The sequence below is a fragment of the Enterobacter sp. JBIWA005 genome, from assembly GCF_019968805.1.
Classification (GTDB): domain Bacteria; phylum Pseudomonadota; class Gammaproteobacteria; order Enterobacterales; family Enterobacteriaceae; genus Enterobacter; species Enterobacter vonholyi.
This window is the reverse complement of the sequence record NZ_CP074159.1, coordinates 1,301,370-1,316,807: the sequence shown is the minus strand read 5'-3', so window position 1 is coordinate 1,316,807 and position 15,438 is coordinate 1,301,370. Positions and strand designations below refer to the sequence as shown.

Below are 15,438 nucleotides of genomic sequence, written 5' to 3'. Positions count from 1 at the left end.
AGGTGAATCAAATGACGATGTTACGCCCCGCTATACTTCTGTTTATTCTGCTGTCTCTCATTACCGGCGGACTGTACCCGCTGGTGACCACCGCGCTGGGCCAGTGGTGGTTTAAGGATCAGGCTAACGGCTCGCTGATTATGCAAAACGGTGAAAACCGCGGGTCTCGCCTGATTGGTCAGAACTTTGCGGATGCCCGCTACTTCCAGGGACGCCCTTCCGCCACTGCCGAAAGCCCGTATAATCCGATGGCATCCGGCGGCAGTAACCTGGCGGGCAGCAACCCCGAGCTGGATAAAGCCGTTACTGAGCGCGTGGCTGCCCTGCGTGCCGCGAATCCACAGGCCAGCCGTGACGTTCCCGTGGAGCTGGTGACCGCCTCGGCCAGCGGGCTGGACTACAGCCTGACGCCAGCAGCCGTGGCATGGCAGATCCCGCGCGTCGCCGCCGCCCGTCAGCTGACCATAGAACAGGTGAGCCAGCTGGTTGCCGAGCACACGCAAAAGCCGCTGGTCAGCTTCATCGGCATGCCCGTGGTAAATATTGTTGAGCTGAATCTGGCGCTGGACGCGCTAAGGAAAAACTAAATGACCGACGAGCCCATGCGCCCGGATCCGGACAGGCTGCTCGAACAAACAGCTGAAGCCCATCGCGGCAAACTGAAAATTTTCTTCGGCGCCTGCGCGGGCGTCGGGAAAACCTTCGCCATGCTGACGGAAGCCCAGCGGCTTCGGGCGCAGGGGCTCGATATTCTGATCGGCGTGGTTGAAACCCACGGACGTAAAGAGACGGCATCACTGCTGAAGGGGCTGGCAACTCAGCCGCCCCGCCGCATCAGCCATCGCGGTCGGTTAGTCACCGAATTCGATCTCGATGCCGCCCTCGCCCGCCGCCCCGCGCTTATCCTGATGGACGAGCTGGCGCACAGCAATGCGCCAGGCTCGCGCCACCCCAAACGCTGGCAGGATGTTGAAGAGTTACTTGAAGCCGGTATCGATGTGTTCACGACGGTTAACGTGCAGCATCTCGAAAGCCTGAACGACGTGGTCAGCGGCGTGACCGGCATTCAGGTGCGCGAAACGGTGCCCGATCCCTTCTTCGATTCCGCAGACGAGGTGGTGCTGGTCGACCTGCCGCCCGATGATTTGCGCCAGCGCCTGCACGAAGGCAAAGTCTATATCGCCGGCCAGGCCGAGCGCGCCATCGAACATTTCTTCCGTAAAGGCAACCTGATAGCCCTGCGCGAGCTGGCCCTGCGCCGAACCGCCGACCGGGTGGACGATCAGATGCGCGCCTGGCGCGACCTGCAGGGCCAGGAACGCGTCTGGCACACGCGGGACGCCATCCTGCTGTGCGTGGGTCACGGCAGCGGCAATGAAAAGCTTGTCCGCACCGCCGCGCGCCTGGCGGCCAAATTTGGCAGCGTCTGGCATGCGGTGTATGTCGAAACGCCGCAGCTGCACGCGCTGCCCGAAAACCAGCGTCGCGCGATCCTGAGTTCGCTGCGCCTGGCGCAGGAACTGGGTGCGGAAACCGCCACCCTTTCCGATCCTCAGGAAGATAAAGCCATTCTGCGCTACGCGCGCGAGCACAACCTGGGGAAAATCGTCATTGGCCGTCGTCAGCATCGCCGCTGGTTTAGCCGCGAATCCTTTGCCGACAAGCTGGCCCGTCGCGCGCCGGATCTGGATCTGGTGATCGTGGCGCTGGACGACAAACCTACCCCCTTACCCAATCGTGCGCCGGACAGCCGCACCTTCAGCGATAAATGGCGCATTCAGCTTCGCGGCTGTCTTGTCGCCGTCGTGCTCTGTGCCCTGATTACCGTGATTGCCAGCCAGTGGCTGATTGCGTTTGATGCCGCCAACCTGGTGATGATCTACCTTCTCGGCGTGGTGGTGGTGGCGCTCTTTTACGGGCGCTGGCCGTCGGTCCTGGCGACGGTGATTAACGTCATCAGCTTCGATCTGTTCTTTATTGCTCCCCGCGGGACGCTCGCCGTCTCGGACGTGCAGTACATCCTCACCTTTGCCGTGATGCTCACCGTCGGGCTGGTGATCGGCAATCTGACGGCGGGCGTGCGCTATCAGGCGCGTATCGCCCGCTATCGCGAACAGCGCACGCGCCATCTCTATGAGATGTCGAAATCGCTAGCGGTGGGCCGCACGCCGCTGGATATCGTACAGACCAGCGAGCAGTTTATCCGCTCGACGTTTCATGCCAGCAACCTGATTTTACTTCCGGACGAACACGGCAAGCTGCGCCCGCTGACGTCGGCCTCAGGCATGACGCCCTGGGACGAAGCCATCGCGCGCTGGAGCTTTGACAAAGGCTTACCGGCGGGCGCAGGGACAGATACCCTGCCCGGCGTGCCATATCAAATTCTGCCCCTGCGCAGTGCCGATAAAAATCAGGGGCTGGTCATCGTGGAGCCTTCCAACCTGCGCCAGCTGATGATCCCCGAACAGCAGCGTTTACTGGAGACGTTTACGCTGCTGGTTGCCAGCGCGCTGGAACGACTGGCCCTCACCGCCAGCGAGGAACAGGCCCGTCTGGCGAGCGAGCGTGAAAGCATTCGTAACTCGCTGCTGGCAGCGCTGTCTCACGATCTGCGTACCCCACTCACCGTCCTGTTCGGTCAGTCAGAAATTCTGACGCTGGACCTGGCGGCGGAAGGCTCTAAACATGCCCTTCAGGCCAGCGAGATCCGCCAGCACGTGCTGAATACCACGCGTCTGGTGAATAACCTGCTCGACATGGCGCGTATCCAGTCGGGCGGTTTTAACCTCAAAAAAGAGTGGCTCACGCTTGAAGAGGTGGTGGGCAGCGCGCTGAAAATGCTCGAACCCGGTCTGGGCGGGCGACATATCGCGCTGAACATGCCCGAGCCCCTGACGTTAATTCACGTTGATGGGCCCTTGTTCGAGCGGGTGCTGATCAACCTGCTGGAAAATGCCGCCAAATATGCGGGTGCCAGTGCTCAGATTGGGGTGGATGCGACAGTGGAAGATAACACCCTTCGCCTTAACGTCTGGGATACTGGCCCCGGCATTCCAGCCGGGCAGGAGTTGGCTATTTTCGAGAAATTTGCACGCGGCAATAAGGAGTCGGCCATTCCGGGCGTGGGGCTGGGGCTGGCGATTTGCCAGGCGATCATTGACGTGCATGGCGGCTCCATTTCCGCGGAGAATCGTCCGGAAGGCGGTGCGCGTTTTTGTGTTACACTTCCTCTGGAAACCCCGCCAGAACTTAATGAATTACCAGAGGATTTGTGATTAACGTTCTGATTGTTGAAGATGAGATCGCCATTAGCCGTTTTCTGCGCGCTGCGCTGGAAGGAGACGGTCTGCGCGTTCATGATGCGGGTACGCTTCAGCGGGGTTTAATTGAGGCCGCCACCCGCAAGCCGGACCTGGTGATCCTCGATCTTGGACTCCCGGACGGCGACGGCATCGATTTTATTCGTGAAGTCCGCCAGTGGAGCCAGATGCCGATCCTCGTGCTCTCCGCCCGTACTGAAGAGACGGATAAAATCGCCGCGCTGGATGCCGGGGCGGATGACTATCTGATTAAACCGTTTGGTATCGGCGAGCTTCAGGCTCGCCTTCGCGTGGCGCTGCGTCGCCACAGCGCCACCACGCCTGCCGATCCAACCTACGCGTTTGGGGATATCCGGGTTGACCTGGCCGCGCGGCGCATTTTGCGCGGCGAAGAGGAAATTCATCTTACGCCCATTGAGTTTCGCCTGCTCGCCGTGCTGCTCAACAACCACGGCAAGGTTCTCACCCAGCGCCAGCTGTTAAGTCAGGTGTGGGGACCCAACGCCGTGGAGCATAGTCACTATTTACGCATATATATGGGACATCTTCGTCAGAAACTCGAAGTCGACCCCGCTCGCCCTCGCCATTTATTAACTGAAACCGGTATCGGTTATCGGTTTATGCTTTGAATAACTATTCATTTTATTTTTAAATAAAATCGAAATACCTCAGACAATATTTCATAAATAACCCATACGTTATTTTTACGGGCTATTTTTGCTCATTTAAAACATTGATAATACAACCTGTTAACGCAACATCAACAAATCAGAATTTTGATCTGCGATATTCATCCAAAACGAATATTTATTTCTGATTTGATCGGTTAACGGTGATCTTGTTCACAGTTAATCGCTTTTTCCTGGATAAAATGACCATGCTTTCAATTACTGAAAGGAAAATGAAACATGGAAAACAACAATCGCTTAATGCCCCATATAAGGCGGACAACGCATATCATGATGTTTGCCCACCGAAACTGCTTTGACTTTCATCTCTTTAATGCCCGGTAGTCCTTCGACTTCTGGCGCACTCGCTTACAGGTTATCCTGAAACATCTTATTTTACAGGTCTTTGCCTGTGAACTCGTGCGCTCATTCATCTTGATTCAGACTCATCCGCACCGGGCGGACTGAATTTCAATCTTCAAAAAAGCAATGTACTGATTTTAATCAGCGGCCACCCTTTGCTTTTTTTCCGGAAAATTATCGATTTCTTTCTTGCAAGAAATCGAGGGACGCTTATTACCTAAAATAAAGAGAGAAAGATGAAAAGTTTAAAAATCGCAGCCAGCCGCGCTTGTCCTGATTGCTTTACCACCCAGCGTGAACTGGTGGATGTCAGAGCCTCTGATTATATCGATGTCGCCGCTATTGTTCTGGCGGTCAGTGATATTACCGGCGGGATACTGGACGAAATAGAAGCCACCGGTTTTGGCATTCCCGTATTTGTCGCGACGCAGAAAGAAGAGTTCATTCCGGCAGACTATTTATCGCGCATTCATGGCGTATTTGAGTATTCAGACACCAGCAACGACTTTTATGGACGCCAGCTGGAAGCGGCAGCCCAAAAGTATGAAACCCAGCTGCGCCCGCCGTTTTTCCGCGCCCTGGTCGACTACGTGAAGCAGGGCAACAGTGCGTTCGACTGCCCGGGCCATCAGGGCGGCCAGTTCTTCCGCCGCCATCCTGCCGGCAATCAGTTTGTGGATTTCTTTGGCGAGACGCTTTTCCGCTCCGACCTGTGTAACGCCGACGTGGCGATGGGCGATCTGCTGATTCACGAAGGCGCGCCGTGCATTGCGCAGCAACATGCGGCGAAGGTCTTTAATGCCGATAAGACCTACTTCGTGCTGAACGGCACCTCGTCATCCAACAAAGTGGTACTTAACGCCCTGCTCACGCCGGGCGACCTGGTGCTGTTCGACCGCAACAACCACAAATCCAACCATCACGGTGCCCTACTCCAGGCAGGCGCAACGCCAGTCTATCTGGAAACCGCGCGCAACCCGTACGGCTTTATCGGCGGCATTGACGCCCACTGTTTTGAAGAACAGTACCTGCGCGAGCTGGTGGCCGAAGTTGCACCGGGCCGTGCGCGCGATGCGCGTCCGTTCCGTCTGGCGGTAATTCAGCTCGGCACTTATGATGGCACCATCTACAACGCCCGTCAGGTGGTGGATAAGATTGGGCATCTGTGTGATTACATCCTTTTTGACTCCGCCTGGGTGGGTTACGAGCAGTTTATCCCGATGATGGCCGACTGCTCTCCGCTGCTGCTGGAGCTGAACGAAAACGACCCGGGGATTTTGGTTACGCAGTCCGTGCATAAACAGCAGGCAGGCTTCTCCCAGACCTCGCAAATCCATAAAAAAGACAGCCACATCAAAGGACAGCAGCGCTATGTCCCGCACAAGCGGCTGAATAATGCCTTTATGATGCACGCCTCCACCAGCCCGTTTTATCCGCTGTTTGCCGCGCTGGACATTAACGCCCGGATGCATGAAGGCCAGAGCGGCCGCAACATGTGGATGGACTGCGTGGTGAACGGTATCGAAGCGCGCAAGCTGATCCTGGAAAACTGCCAGTATCTGCGCCCCTTCGTGCCGGAGACGGTGGATGGCCGTCCGTGGGAAAGCTGGGACACAGCGGAAATTGCGACCGATCTGCGCTTCTTCCACTTCGTACCGGGTGAAAACTGGCACGCCTTTGAAGGCTACGCCGAGCATCAGTACTTTATCGACCCGTGCAAGCTCCTGCTAACCACGCCGGGCATTAACGCCCGCACCGGGGAGTATGACGACTTCGGCGTGCCCGCCACTATCCTCGCTAACTTCCTGCGTGAAAACGGCATCGTGCCGGAAAAATGCGATCTCAACTCGATCCTGTTCCTGCTCACGCCTGCGGAAGATATGGGCAAACTGCAGCAGCTGGTGGCGCAGCTGGTGCGCTTCGAAAAACTGCTCGAGAGCGATGTTCCGCTGAAAGACGTCCTGCCTTCTCTCTACAAACAACATCCGGAACGTTACGCGGATTACACCCTGCGTCAGATCTGCCAGGAAATGCATGACCTGTACGCCCGTCACAACGTGAAGCAGCTGCAGAAAGAGATGTTCCGCAAGTCTCACTTCCCGCGCGTGATGATGAACCCGCAGGACGCGAACTACGCCTATCTGCGCGGAGAAGTAGAACTGGTCTCCCTGCGCGACGCGGAAGGCCGCATCGCCGCGGAAGGCGCCCTACCTTATCCACCGGGGGTATTGTGCGTGGTTCCAGGGGAGGTCTGGGGCGGCTCCGTGCTGCGCTACTTCGCCGCGCTGGAAGAAGGCATCAACCTGCTGCCGGGCTTCGCGCCGGAGCTGCAGGGTGTGTACGTCGAAGAGTGCGAGGGCCGCAAACAGGTTCGCTGTAACGTCATCAAACAACCCGCCGCTCAGCCCGCGCTGCTGAAAGGAGAGAAATTATGAGTAAGTCCAATAAGATGGGCGTGGTGCAGCTGACCATCCTCACCATGGTGAACATGATGGGCTCAGGGATCATTATGCTGCCCACCAAGCTTGCCGAAGTAGGAACCATTTCAATTATCTCCTGGCTGGTGACCGCCGTAGGCTCAATGGCGCTGGCGTGGGCGTTTGCCAAGTGCGGGATGTTCAGCCGCAAGTCAGGCGGCATGGGGGGCTACGCCGAGTATGCCTTTGGTAAGTCTGGCAACTTTATGGCCAACTATACCTACGGGGTGTCGCTGCTGATCGCCAACGTGGCGATTGCCATCTCCGCCGTGGGCTACGGTACGGAGCTGTTTGGCGCGACGCTCAGCCCGGTACAGATTGGCCTGGCCACCATCGGCGTGCTGTGGATCTGCACCGTGGCTAACTTTGGCGGCGCACGTATCACCGGACAGCTCTCCAGCATCACCGTCTGGGGCGTGATTATCCCGGTTGTCGGCCTGTGCATCATCGGCTGGTTCTGGTTCAGCCCGACCCTGTACGCCAACTCCTGGAACCCGCACCATGTGCCGTTCTTCAGCGCAGTCGGCTCTTCTATCGCCATGACGCTCTGGGCCTTCCTCGGTCTGGAATCCGCCTGCGCCAACGCAGAAGTCGTTGATAACCCTGAAAAGAACGTGCCGATTGCGGTCCTCGGCGGTACGCTGGGCGCGGCGGTGATCTATATCGTCTCGACTAACGTGATTGCCGGGATTGTGCCAAACATGGATCTTGCTAACTCTACGGCGCCGTTCGGACTGGCCTTCGCGCAGATGTTCACGCCGGAAGTCGGGAAAGTGATTATGGGTCTGATGGTCATGTCGTGCTGCGGTTCACTCCTTGGCTGGCAGTTCACCATCGCGCAGGTGTTTAAATCCTCGGCAGATGAAGGTTACTTCCCAAAAATCTTCTCCCGCGTCACCAAAGCCGATGCGCCGGTGCAGGGCATGCTGGCGATTGTCATCTTCCAGAGTGGATTGTCGCTGATGACCATTAGCCCGTCGCTGAACAGCCAGTTTAACGTGCTGGTCAACCTGGCGGTCGTGACGAATATCATTCCGTATATTCTGTCGATGGCGGCGCTGGTGATCATTCAGAAAGTGGCGAAGGTGGATCCGCGCAAAGCGCGCGCGGCCAATATCGTGGCGCTGATTGGCGCGATTTACAGCTTCTATGCGCTCTACTCATCGGGCCAGGAAGCGATGCTCTACGGGGCAATGGTAACCTTTATGGGCTGGACGCTGTACGGTCTGGTGTCACCACGGTTTGAATTGAAGAACAAGCACAGTTAGGTCAAAGCAAAACGGCAACCCAAGGGTTGCCGTTTTTAATGTTTTCTCCCTCTCCCCATGGGAGAGAGCCGGGGTTAGGGCATCAGCCCGCACCAGAACCGCACTTACGCGTTTTTCAGCACTTCGCTGACAATCTCTACCGCTTCTTTCTCAATCTGCTGACGATGCTCAGCGCCGAGGAAACTTTCGCAATAGATTTTATACGCATCTTCCGTGCCGGATGGACGCGCGGCGAACCAGCCGTTTTCGGTCATCACTTTCAGTCCACCAATGGAGGCGCCGTTACCCGGTGCCGCCGTCAGCCGCGCGGTGATCGGGTCGCCCGCCAGAGTGCTTGCGCTGACCATTTCCGGCGAGAGTTTAGACAGGGCCGCTTTCTGGGCTGACGTCGCGCTGGCCTGAATACGGTTATAGCTTGGTGCACCAAAGCGTGCCGCCAGCTCGTTGTAATGTTCCTGCGGGTTCTTACCGGTGACCGCGGTGATTTCCGCCGCCAGCAGGCACATGATGATGCCGTCTTTGTCGGTTGACCATGGCGTGCCGTCGAAACGCAGGAAAGATGCGCCCGCACTCTCTTCACCGCCGAAGCCAAAGCTGCCGTCGTGCAGACCGTCAACAAACCATTTGAAGCCCACCGGCACTTCCACCAGCTTGCGGCCCAGCGCCTCAACCACGCGGTCGATCATCGCGGAGGAAACCAGCGTTTTACCGACGGCCACCTCTTTACCCCACTGCGGGCGGTGCTGGAACAGATAGTTAATTGCGACCGCAAGATAGTGGTTCGGGTTCATCAGCCCGGCAGGGGTGACGATACCGTGGCGGTCGTAATCCGGGTCGTTAGCAAACGCCAGATCAAATTTATCACGCAGCGCCAGCAGGCCCGCCATCGCGCACTCGGAGGAGCAGTCCATGCGGATCGCGCCGTCTTTGTCCAGGTGCATAAAGCGGAAGGTCTGATCGACGTGATCGTTCACGATGGTCAGATCCAGCTTGTAGTGCTCGGCGATACGTTTCCAGTATTCGATACCGGAGCCGCCCAGCGGATCCACGCCCAGCTTGAGGCCGGCTTTCTGGATGGCCGCCATATCGACGATATCCGCCAGGCCTTCCACGAACGGCTGAACCAGATCCAGCTCTTTCACGTGACCGGACGCCATGGCCGCATCCAGAGAGATACGCTTCACGCCTTTCAGGTCATCAGCCAGCAGCGCGTTCGCGCGATCCTCCACCACTTTGGTGACGTTGGTATCTGCCGGGCCACCGTTAGGCGGGTTATATTTGATACCACCGTCTTCCGGCGGGTTGTGGGATGGCGTGATAACGATACCGTCAGCCAGCGCGCCACCTTTTTTGTTGTGCACCAGGATGGCGTTAGAGACCGCAGGCGTTGGGGTGAAGCCGTTGTTCTCCTGAACAATCACATCGACACCGTTTGCCGCCAGCACTTCCACCACAGAGATGAACGCCGGTTCAGACAGGGCATGGGTATCTTTCCCCACGTAGCACGGACCGGTAACGCCGTTTTTAGCGCGCTCTTCCGCAATGGCCTGAGCAATGGCCAGAATGTGCGGTTCGTTAAAGCTATGGCGCGCCGCGCTGCCGCGGTGACCAGATGTACCAAACTTCACTGCGTGTTCTGCGTTGCCCACGACCGGCTTCAGCACGTAATACTGCGCGGTCAGCTGAGCGACGTTAATCAAATCGCTTTGTTGTGCAGGTTGGCCTGCACGGCTGTGATTTGCCATTACCGGGTCCTTCTGATGCAAGGGTTAAATTGTACCGCAAACCTTTTCAATCAATTCCGCCGGGAACTGCATGGACTGCATGATGTGTTCAATCATGCTGCACTTGCGGCCCGTATTGGTATTGGTGATCACCCAGTACGGGGTGCCAGGAACATGTTTGGGTTTGGTTTGATTGCCATTTTGCAGCAGCGTCTGCTCGTCGCCCGCGAAATAGACGCGAGTACGACCGTGCAGCGACTCGGTCGCTTCAGCAAACGCTTTGTTATCCAGTGAGTAAAGTGTAGACAGCACCAGCATAAAGCGGTTAACCGCCTTTTTCTGCTCCGCGTATTCATCGGAAAGGAGCAGCTCGCGCATCGCGCGCACTTTATCTTTTGCCGGCGTCACGGCAGGTTTTGCTTGTGCAACAACGCTTGGCTGAGACACGACATCTTTGGTGACTGGGGTAGCAGGCTGTGAAGCGGCGGAAATTTTAAGCATGCGCCGTAAAATGTCGGACGCGCTCTCCCCGATATGCCGCGTCTGGCTGGCAATATACTGATAGAGTTCGTCATCAACTTCGATTGTTTTCATCTTAATCCAGTGCGATATCTTATCTGAATACAAGTCATTGGGATTATAAGGTCAAATCCCAACAGCGGATAGCGTCAAACCAGGTTGGCGGCAAAAGTCAGATTAAACTGGAACCTTGCAGCCGGGCGGCAGAATGGTCAACATGATACCCTAACCTGACATACGTAAAAAAAGAACTTTGCCATGAAATTGAATACCCGAGCGCAAACTGCACAATCGCCGAACAATAATTCTCCCATCGTACTGGTTCACGGGCTTTTTGGCAGCCTGGATAACCTGGGCGTGCTGGCGCGCGATCTGATTACCGACCACGATGTTTTACAGGTCGATATGCGCAATCACGGTCTTTCCGGCCGTTCCGACGAGATGACCTACGCGGCAATGGCGCAGGATCTGCTGGATACGCTGGATGCCAACGACCTGCAAAAGGTGACCCTCATAGGGCATTCAATGGGTGGCAAAGCGGTGATGGCCCTGACGGCACTGGCCCCGGAGCGTATTAACGGCCTGGTTGTAATTGATGTTGCGCCCGTGGATTACGATGTCCGCCGCCACGACGAAATTTTTGCCGCCATCAATGCGGTCACCGAAGCGGGCGTCGCGACTCGCCAACAGGCGGCTGCCGTCATGCGTGAGCATCTTGATGAAGAAGGCGTAGTCCAGTTCCTGCTGAAGTCGTTTGTTGACGGCCAATGGCGTTTTAACGTGCCGGTGCTATGGAACCAGTACAACAACATCGTGGGCTGGGAAACCGTCCCCGCCTGGCCGCACCCTACCCTCTTTATTCGCGGCGGTAACTCTCCTTACGTTACCGACGCGTACCGCGACACGCTGCTGGCCCAATTCCCGCAGGCTCGCGCCCACGTGATTGCCGGTGCCGGACACTGGGTGCACGCAGAAAAACCCGATGCCGTGCTGCGCGCCATTCGCCGCTATCTCGCTGATACGACAAATTGATTAAAAAGAAAGCGACTGGAAGGTTGCGGGCTTCCAGTCGTTGGCGTGCCGTTTTTGGTGATGTATGATGGCGCGCTTATCGCCCGGGCATTAGCAGGGCGGCGTGTTTCCCCCGAAGTCTCAGAATCATGGCCAAAGAACAAACGGACCGTACGACACTAGATCTGTTCGCGAATGAGCGTCGCCCGGGACGACCGAAGACGAATCCGCTTTCGCGCGATGAACAGCTGCGTATCAATAAACGCAATCAGCTTAAACGCGATAAAAATCGCGGGCTTAAGCGTGTCGAACTGAAGCTTAACGCCGACGCCGTCGATGCGCTGAACGAGCTGGCTGACGCGCGAAATATCAGCCGCAGCGAGCTCATTGAAGAGATGTTAATCGCCCAGCTTGAGACGTTGCGCAGCCAGGCATAAGTCTGAAAATCCCCTTTATTACCCTTTTCATGTAGCACAGAGTGCAGTCCTGCGCGATAGCTGTTTCCGCAGGGTTGCCAGTTCTGCTATTATTGCCCTTATCCGTGGCCGAATTGCGCCACCATACTATTAAGTTTCAAGAGGTTATTTTACTCATGGCAATCATCGGCATTTTCTTTGGCAGTGATACCGGCAATACCGAAAATATCGCAAAAAACATTCAAAAACAGCTCGGTAAAGACGTTGCTGATGTGCATGACATTGCCAAGAGCAGCAAAGAAGATCTGGAAGGCTATGACATTCTGCTGCTGGGTATCCCAACCTGGTACTACGGTGAAGCCCAGTGCGACTGGGATGATTTCTTCCCGACGCTGGAAGAAGTGGACTTCAACGGTAAGCTGGTTGCCCTGTTTGGCTGCGGTGACCAGGAAGACTACGCTGAGTATTTCTGTGACGCGCTGGGTACCATCCGCGACATCATTGAGCCGAATGGCGCGGTTATCGTAGGCCACTGGCCGACCGCTGGTTACCACTTCGAAGCGTCTAAAGGCCTGGCCGATGACGATCATTTCGTGGGTCTGGCCATCGACGAAGACCGTCAGCCAGAACTGACCGCAGAGCGCGTTGAGAAGTGGGTTAAGCAGATCCGTGAAGAACTGCACCTGGACGATATTCTTAACGCCTGATTTTTCTCGCGGCGCAACGGCGGTTGCGCCCGTGCACCAGGTCAAACCGATTAAATTAATTGCTACAATCTTTTAACTTTTTCGCCCAGACCTGTACAATGTCTCCCTGATAAAATGTGGTTTTCCATTGAGCAAGTTTGTTGGTGATACCCCATTTTTATAAGCATATTTTGCCTGAGACTTGCAGTTTTCATTTAGCCATGGCAGTTCTATAATGAGACGCATTATCCCAGGTGCATTTTCTGTCACTTCCTACAGAAGTGAATCGTTTAGCAACAGGACAGATTCCGCATGACTGACAACAATACCGCATTAAAGAAGGCTGGCCTGAAAGTTACGCTTCCTCGGTTAAAAATCCTCGAAGTGCTTCAGGGTCCAGACAATCACCATGTCAGTGCGGAAGACCTTTATAAACGTCTTATCGACATGGGTGAAGAGATTGGGCTGGCTACCGTCTATCGCGTGCTGAACCAGTTTGATGACGCGGGCATTGTCACCCGTCATAATTTCGAAGGCGGTAAATCTGTTTTCGAACTGACCCAGCAGCAGCACCACGATCATCTGATCTGCCTCGACTGCGGCAAGGTCATTGAATTCAGCGATGATTCCATCGAAGCGCGCCAGCGTGAAATCGCCGCGCGTCACGGTATCCGCCTGACCAACCACAGCCTGTATCTTTACGGTCACTGTGCTGAAGGCGACTGCCGCGAAGATGACCACGCGCACGACGCAAAATAAGCAAGTGTTCATACTCTGAGCCAGCCGAAAGGTTGGCTTTTTTTTACCAGAAAAAAGCCCGGTAAGCGCAGCGCCACCGGGCGTAAAACAACTTATTTATCATTGTTGCGTATCTCGTTCCAGATCTTATCGCAACGCTTGGCCACTTCCTGATCGTTACCGGTTTTACGCGCCTGGATACAGGCCTGGTAATCCATCACGCGGACATTCTCCTGCGTCGCAAACTGCTCATGCGCTTTCTCTTTCTTCAGCACGTTCAGCACGCTCTGACAGGCTTCAATTTTCTCCGGCGATCCTTCTGCTGTATTAATACAGGCGCTATAGGCCTCCTTCAGCCGGGAATCTTCTTTCGGTGCCTCACTCTGAGCACACGCCACCAGCCCTGATGCCAGTAACGCGACGATTACGATTTTTTTCATCATATGCAGTCTCCGGTCCGGCGGGATCTAACCCGCCGGAATTTTCATCAAAAGATAGTGAACGGTGCGATAACCATGAATTTCACGTCACGTTCATCCTGGAAGATGTTGCCGTAACCGCCCGCGTAGCTCGGGATATCGGAGTGGTTGTCATACTGAGTGAAGTGCAGTTTGAACATTGTGCCTTTCGCGCGGCCATCCTGCAGGGTATAGATAGCATCGAGGCTGTAAGAAGACTCTTTCAGGCGATAGTTGGGATCGTAGTATGCGTCCGGAGTTGCCATATCGGCAGGTTTTGCATCCCAGGCGTAAGCGTAAGAAGCGCCCACCGCCCAGCCAGGCAGGTTCCAGTTTTTCAGGTCGTACATTGCGCCGAAGAAGACCGCTTTCTCGCCGTCGGCGTTGAAGTCTGAGCGGTTATCCCACCAGATATCAAGACGACCGTTGGATGAGGCATAGGTCGGGGTCATACGCTGCAGGAAGAAGCCCTGCTGCCCTTCCGCCTTCACCCATGTTCCTTCCAGACGTAAATCAACCTGACCGACCTTATAGCCGAAGGTTAGCGCCTGCAGCCACGCGGTGCCATCATAAATGTCATTGACGCCACCGTTGCTGACTTTGTCGCGCGTACCGTAGAACTGATAGCTGGTACTCAGCGGGCTACCCGCGACATCAAACTTATAGCTGGCCTTGGCAAAGTACTGATCGATATACCCTTGCGCCTGGCCAAATGCTGCTTCGAGAACCAGATCGTTTTTGAAGTCGTATTTCGCCCCCAGCGAGTGGAGATAATCGACTTTGGTTTTCTTATCGTTCTGGTAGAACTTGTCCATCTCGATGTGCCAGGGTGCTTTGTACTCGTTGGTCCACATATAGGAGAAGCTCAACGCACCCGCATCACCGTAGTCAAAGTTCGCCCCGGCTTCCGCACCCTGATAGGTACCCGGCATAAAACTCCAGTGCGGTGCTAACAGGGTCTGGCCAGTTGGCTGAATATAACCACCGCGCGCCCATACCGGACCGTACTTAAATTTTGCAGCGGCTTTGTAAAGGCTGATGCCGCTCTTATCCCCGGACCAGTCTTCTTTATATGCTTTATTGCTGGAGGAGAAGGCAATTTCGTTCGGGTGGGCGCTGTCGCCGTTTTCCGCCATTTCAATCGCGGTAAACGCAGCAATATCCAGACCGAACATATCCGCGGCATAGCCTGACTGGAAGTCCAGGTTGGCGTTCCAGGTGGAATGAGAAAGGTTGGTTTTGTATTTGTCTTCGGTGACGTCTTTACGGTCACGTTCACGCTGCCAGTAATAGATACCGCCCGTGAGGGTAGAATCGTCGATGAAGCCCGCCGCTTTCGCCTCTGGTGTCACCACCAGGCCCGACATTGCTGTCACACCGGCAATAGCCAGCGACAGCGCACTACGTTTGCCACTGAACGTACGCATAGATTATTCCTCTTTGACGAATTAAAACGCCTGAAACGGCGTAAATAAAAAAGACCAAATGGTCAGGGGTAGTTTTAAATACCCTCGAATTAACTACCGTCGTTAGGTTATTTTTCGCGACGCGAATTATCAATGCTTTTTAGCGGACAAAAGTCAGGATTATGACGAAGTGCACATAATTAGTAGTGCTTTGTAACATTTGCAGGGAGGCGAGGAATGGCGGGGAATTTTCAAGTATTTCAGTGGCTAGACGAGAAACATCATCCCTTTCTTATAACCTTTTTGTTTTTCCTAATGACACAAACTTTTTTTTGAAAAATAAGTAGCACCTCATTGACCTGATATTTTTATCACACCTTTTTA

General features: G+C 55.3%; 14 protein-coding genes. 10 read left to right on the top strand and 4 right to left on the bottom strand.

What is annotated here, in order from left to right; translation table 11 throughout:
* Positions 1 to 11 precede the first annotated feature (11 nt).
* The 6 genes from kdpC to potE all read left to right on the top strand — a co-directional run bounded on the left by kdpC (position 12) and on the right by potE (position 8,096).
* Positions 12 to 587, top strand: a complete 576-nt coding sequence (gene kdpC, locus KGP22_RS06200; RefSeq protein ID WP_223581602.1) for a potassium-transporting ATPase subunit KdpC — start codon at positions 12 to 14, stop codon at positions 585 to 587.
* Complete coding sequence (gene kdpD / locus KGP22_RS06195) at positions 588 to 3,275, top strand: two-component system sensor histidine kinase KdpD (protein WP_149366023.1); 2,688 nt, start codon at positions 588 to 590, stop codon at positions 3,273 to 3,275.
* Entirely contained in the window at positions 3,272 to 3,949 is a 678-nt protein-coding gene (gene kdpE / locus KGP22_RS06190) for a two-component system response regulator KdpE (protein WP_111964377.1), read from the top strand. Before kdpD ends, kdpE begins: the two co-directional genes overlap by 4 nt.
* A 279-nt stretch (positions 3,950 to 4,228) precedes the next feature.
* Positions 4,229 to 4,333 carry a leader peptide SpeFL gene (gene speFL / locus KGP22_RS06185; RefSeq protein ID WP_003858645.1) on the top strand — a complete coding sequence of 35 codons (105 nt, stop codon included), beginning with the start codon at positions 4,229 to 4,231 and terminating at the stop codon, positions 4,331 to 4,333.
* A 254-nt stretch (positions 4,334 to 4,587) separates the two neighbouring features.
* Positions 4,588 to 6,786 (top strand): ornithine decarboxylase SpeF, encoded by a 2,199-nt coding sequence (gene speF / locus KGP22_RS06180; protein ID WP_223581600.1) that lies wholly within the window; start codon positions 4,588 to 4,590, stop codon positions 6,784 to 6,786.
* Positions 6,783 to 8,096: a putrescine-ornithine antiporter gene (gene potE / locus KGP22_RS06175; RefSeq protein ID WP_008501072.1), complete on the top strand. Its 1,314-nt coding sequence runs from the start codon at positions 6,783 to 6,785 to the stop codon at positions 8,094 to 8,096. Before speF ends, potE begins: the two co-directional genes overlap by 4 nt.
* A 104-nt stretch (positions 8,097 to 8,200) precedes the next feature.
* Here potE and pgm read toward each other — a convergent pair whose 3' ends face one another.
* Together pgm and seqA are read right to left on the bottom strand one after the other, a co-directional pair.
* Complete coding sequence (gene pgm, locus KGP22_RS06170) at positions 8,201 to 9,841, bottom strand: phosphoglucomutase (alpha-D-glucose-1,6-bisphosphate-dependent) (RefSeq protein WP_111964379.1); 1,641 nt, start codon at positions 9,839 to 9,841, stop codon at positions 8,201 to 8,203.
* A gap of 24 nt (positions 9,842 to 9,865) precedes the next feature.
* Positions 9,866 to 10,414: a replication initiation negative regulator SeqA gene (gene seqA, locus KGP22_RS06165; RefSeq protein ID WP_008501070.1), complete on the bottom strand. Its 549-nt coding sequence runs from the start codon at positions 10,412 to 10,414 to the stop codon at positions 9,866 to 9,868.
* A 183-nt stretch (positions 10,415 to 10,597) separates the two neighbouring features.
* On the opposite strand from seqA, the gene ybfF reads away from it, so the two are divergent.
* The 4 genes from ybfF (at position 10,598) to fur (ending at position 13,211) form a co-directional block, all read left to right on the top strand.
* Entirely contained in the window at positions 10,598 to 11,371 is a 774-nt protein-coding gene (gene ybfF, locus KGP22_RS06160; protein ID WP_223581598.1) for an esterase, read from the top strand.
* Positions 11,372 to 11,499: 128 nt separating this feature from the next.
* Positions 11,500 to 11,787 (top strand): LexA regulated protein, encoded by a 288-nt coding sequence (ybfE, locus tag KGP22_RS06155; RefSeq protein ID WP_023334913.1) that lies wholly within the window; start codon positions 11,500 to 11,502, stop codon positions 11,785 to 11,787.
* Between the two features lie 155 nt (positions 11,788 to 11,942).
* Positions 11,943 to 12,473: a flavodoxin FldA gene (fldA, locus tag KGP22_RS06150; protein ID WP_008501067.1), complete on the top strand. Its 531-nt coding sequence runs from the start codon at positions 11,943 to 11,945 to the stop codon at positions 12,471 to 12,473.
* Between the two features lie 291 nt (positions 12,474 to 12,764).
* Positions 12,765 to 13,211 (top strand): ferric iron uptake transcriptional regulator, encoded by a 447-nt coding sequence (gene fur / locus KGP22_RS06145; RefSeq protein ID WP_014169146.1) that lies wholly within the window; start codon positions 12,765 to 12,767, stop codon positions 13,209 to 13,211.
* Positions 13,212 to 13,303: 92 nt separating this feature from the next.
* Here the strand turns inward: fur and chiQ are convergent, their stop codons facing one another.
* Together chiQ and chiP are read right to left on the bottom strand one after the other, a co-directional pair.
* Entirely contained in the window at positions 13,304 to 13,630 is a 327-nt protein-coding gene (chiQ, locus tag KGP22_RS06140; RefSeq protein ID WP_223582401.1) for a ChiQ/YbfN family lipoprotein, read from the bottom strand.
* Between the two features lie 47 nt (positions 13,631 to 13,677).
* Positions 13,678 to 15,075 (bottom strand): chitoporin, encoded by a 1,398-nt coding sequence (gene chiP / locus KGP22_RS06135; RefSeq protein ID WP_223581596.1) that lies wholly within the window; start codon positions 15,073 to 15,075, stop codon positions 13,678 to 13,680.
* Between the last annotated feature and the right edge of the window lie 363 nt (positions 15,076 to 15,438).